Annotated in this window: 3 protein-coding genes; all 3 read left to right on the top strand. The window is 61.9% G+C overall.

All coding sequences use genetic code 11. The features are described from left to right. Positions 1-32 precede the first annotated feature (32 nt). The 3 genes from AC0N03_RS16680 (at position 33) to AC0N03_RS16670 (ending at position 3,778) form a co-directional block, all read left to right on the top strand. Positions 33-959 carry a sugar ABC transporter substrate-binding protein gene (locus tag AC0N03_RS16680; protein ID WP_474290037.1) on the top strand — a complete coding sequence of 309 codons (927 nt, stop codon included), beginning with the start codon at positions 33-35 and terminating at the stop codon, positions 957-959. A 199-nt stretch (positions 960-1,158) separates the two neighbouring features. Then, complete coding sequence (locus AC0N03_RS16675) at positions 1,159-2,697, top strand: sugar ABC transporter ATP-binding protein (protein ID WP_474290036.1); 1,539 nt, start codon at positions 1,159-1,161, stop codon at positions 2,695-2,697. A gap of 61 nt (positions 2,698-2,758) precedes the next feature. Continuing rightward, entirely contained in the window at positions 2,759-3,778 is a 1,020-nt protein-coding gene (locus AC0N03_RS16670) for an ABC transporter permease (protein WP_474290035.1), read from the top strand. The last annotated feature ends 13 nt before the right edge of the window (positions 3,779-3,791 follow it).

Below are 3,791 nucleotides of genomic sequence, written 5' to 3'. Positions count from 1 at the left end.
GGTGCATCCGGGCACCACAGGAGGAGACGAGGATGAAGCGACTAGTGATAGCCTTAGCGGCTGGGACGATGCTTTCGGCGCTTTCGACGGCGGCATTTGCTGAGAAGATCGGCGTATCGATGGCGAAGTTTGACGACAATTTTCTGACGGTTCTGCGCAACGGCATGATCAGCTATGCGAAGGATCAGAAGGTTGATCTTCAGGTTGAGGACGCTGGCAACGACGTGAGCAAGCAGCTGAGCCAGATGCAGAATTTCATTGCGGCCAAGGTTGACGCGATGGTGGTGAACCCGGTTGACACGTCGGCGACGCCGAAGATGACGGCTCTGGCTGTCGCGGCCGGCATTCCGCTGGTGTTTGTCAACCGCATGCCTTCGGACAAGACTCTGCCGCCGAAAGTGTCGTTTGTCGGCTCGAACGAGGCTGACTCGGGCACGCTCGAGACCAAGGAAGTGTGCAAGCTTCTGGGCGGCAAGGGCGACATTCTGGTCATGATGGGCGAATTGTCCAATCAGGCCGCCGTGCAGCGCACCGCCGACATCCACGACGTGCTCAAGACCCCGGAATGCTCGGGCATGAAGATCCTCCAGGAACAGACGGCCAACTGGGACCGCACCCAGGCTGCCGACCTGATGACCAACTGGATCACCGCCGGCCTGAAGCCGGCCGCGGTTATCGCCAACAATGACGAGATGGCCATTGGCGCGATCAAGGCGCTGAAGGCCGCCAAGATGGACAATGTGGTCGTTGGCGGCGTCGACGGCACGGCCGACGCGCTGGCGGCGATGAAGGCGGGCAACCTGAAGGTGACCGTGTTCCAGAATGCCGCGGCACAGGGCAAGGGCGCCATCGACACGGCCATGAAGCTCTCCAAGGGCGAGAAGGTCGATTCAATGGTCTGGGTGCCTTTCGAACTGATCACCCCGGCCAATATGGACAAATATATCGCCAAGAACTGATATATCGCCAAAAGCCGATATATCTCAAAGAGTCGCCCCCGGGCCAGCCCGGGGGATCCGGCCCCGGCCGGACTGGCGGATGGTTTGAGCATGGGCGCGCCCGCGCGCCCATGCCAGAGATGCGCTGCCGGGCCTTAAGCGCCCGCATGCCGGCGCCGGAGAATATGCTTGCTGGTGAACACGCTTGCTGGAGACCGATATGCTGAGTCCCTCGACCATGAAGGCTGTGCGCGAAAGCGGCGCCGTGCCGCATTCGGCCTATCTGCTGGAAGTGGAGGGCGTGCGCAAATCCTTTCCGGGCGTCGTCGCGCTCGATAATGTCGAGTTCCGCCTGAAGCGCGGCTCGGTTCACGCCCTGATGGGCGAGAATGGCGCGGGCAAATCCACGCTGATGAAGATCATTGCCGGGGTTTACACGCCCGACCACGGCGCGTTCCGCCTGCGCGGCGTCGATATCCGCCTGACCTCGCCGCTGGACGCGCTCGAAAACGGCATTGCCATGATCCATCAGGAGCTGAACCTGATGCCCTACATGAGCGTGGCCGAGAATATCTGGATCCGGCGCGAGCCGCTGAACCGCTTCGGCTTCGTCGATCATGGCGCCATGCACGACATGACGCAGAAACTGTTCGATGAACTGAAGATCGACATAGATCCGGACGTGGAGGTGCGCGACCTGACCATCGCCAACCGGCAGATGGTGGAGATCGCCAAGGCCGTATCTTTCAATTCCGACGTGCTGATCATGGACGAGCCGACATCCGCCCTGACGGAGCGCGAGGTGGGGCATCTGTTCCGCATCATCCGGGATCTGCGCGCCCAGGGTAAGGGCATTGTCTACATCACCCACAAGATGAACGAATTGTTCGAGATCGCCGACGAGGTCTCGGTGTTCCGCGACGGCCGCTATATCGCCACGCGAAGCTCTGGCGAGGTCACGCGCGACGACATCATCCGCATGATGGTCGGGCGCGAGATCACCCAGATGTTTCCCAAGCAGGAAGTGCCGATCGGCGAGGTGGTGATGTCGGTGCGCAATCTTTCGGTGAAGGGCGTGTTCCACGACATATCCTTCGACCTGCGCAAGGGCGAGATTCTGGGTCTGGCGGGGCTTGTCGGCTCCGGGCGCTCCAATGTCGCCGAGGCTTTGTTCGGCGTCACCCCGGCCACAGCGGGCACGATCGCCATCGAGGGCAAGGATGTCGTCATCGACAGCCCGCGCAAGGCGATGGAACAGGGCCTCGCCTTCCTCACGGAGGACCGCAAGGAAACCGGTTGCTTCCTCATTCTCGATGTGCTGGAGAACATGCAGGTGGCCGTGCTCACCCGCGCTTATGCCGGCGGCGGGTTCGTGCAGCAGGGCCAGCTGACCAGCGCCTGCGCCGAAATGAGCCAGGCGCTGCGCGTCAAGACGCCGGGCCTCGACGAGAAGATCGAAAATCTGTCCGGCGGCAACCAGCAGAAAGTGCTGATCGGCCGCTGGCTGCTGACCCGGCCGCGCATCCTCATCCTCGATGAGCCGACGCGCGGCATCGATGTCGGCGCCAAGGCGGAAATTCACCGCCTCATCAGCAAGCTGGCCGGCGAGGGCGTCGGCGTCATCATGATTTCTTCGGAAATGCCGGAAATTCTCGGCATGAGCGACCGCGTCCTGGTGATGCATGAAGGCCATTGCACCGGCATACTGGACCGCAAGGACGCGGATCAGGTCAGGATCATGGAATTGGCCTCCCGGTAAGGGGCCGTGTGCAGGCTGCGCCGCCGCGCAGCCGCGCATTCAAAAGCAAGGGTGGAACGGGATGAGCGAACTGACCAATCCAGGCAAAGCGCAAAGTGTCGCGCGCCGCCGCAAACTGCCGCCGGAAGCCAGCATTCTTCTGGTGATGATCGGCATCGCGCTGGTTTTCGAGGCTCTGGGCTGGCTCTTCATCGGCCAGAGCTTCCTGTACAATGCCCAGCGCCTTGAGATCATCGTCCTCCAGATGTCGGTGATCGGCATCATCGCCATCGGCGTGACGCAGGTCATCATCACATCGGGCATCGATCTCTCGTCCGGATCGGTGGTGGGCGTCACCGTCATGGTGGCGGCAAGCTTCGCCCAGGCCAGCGGCGCCACCCATGTCATTTTCCCGAACCTCGTCGATCTGCCGGTCATCGCCCCCATCCTGATCGGCCTCGCCGTCGGGCTCTTCGTCGGGCTCGTCAACGGCAGCCTGATCGCCTATACCGGCATTCCGCCCTTCATCGCCACGCTCGGCACCTATGTCTCGGCCCGGGGCGCGGCAAAATGGTACACCAAGGGCCAGCCGATCAGCGAATTCACCTCCAGCTTCGATTTCATCGGCTCCGGGCTGGCGCCGGTCTTCATCTTCCTCTTCGTCGCCCTGATCTTCCAGATCATGCTGTCCTATACGCGCTACGGCAAGTTCACCTATGCCATCGGCGCCAACCGGCAGGCTGCCCGCGTCTCCGGCATCAATGTCTCGCGCCATCTGGTCTATGTCTATGCCATCGCCGGCACCCTGTCCGGCCTCGCCGGCATCGTCGCCGCCGCACGCCAGGACTCGGCCCAGTCCGGCATGGGCGTCGGCTATGAACTCGACGCCATCGCCGCAACCGTCATCGGCGGAACCTCCCTCACCGGCGGCGTCGGACGCATCACCGGAACCGTCATCGGGACAATCATCCTCGGAATCCTCACTTCAGGCTTTACCTTCCTCAGGATCGATGCATATTTCCAGGAAATCATCAAAGGCGGCATAATCGTCGCTGCCGTCGTCGTCGATCAGTACAGACAACGTAAACGCGCAAAAGCTTGATCAACCAGGCTGA

It is taken from the genome of Methylocystis sp. sgz306128, from assembly GCF_056032725.1.
The sequence above is the reverse complement of the archived record's forward strand: the minus strand, read 5'-3'. Positions and strand labels throughout refer to the sequence as shown.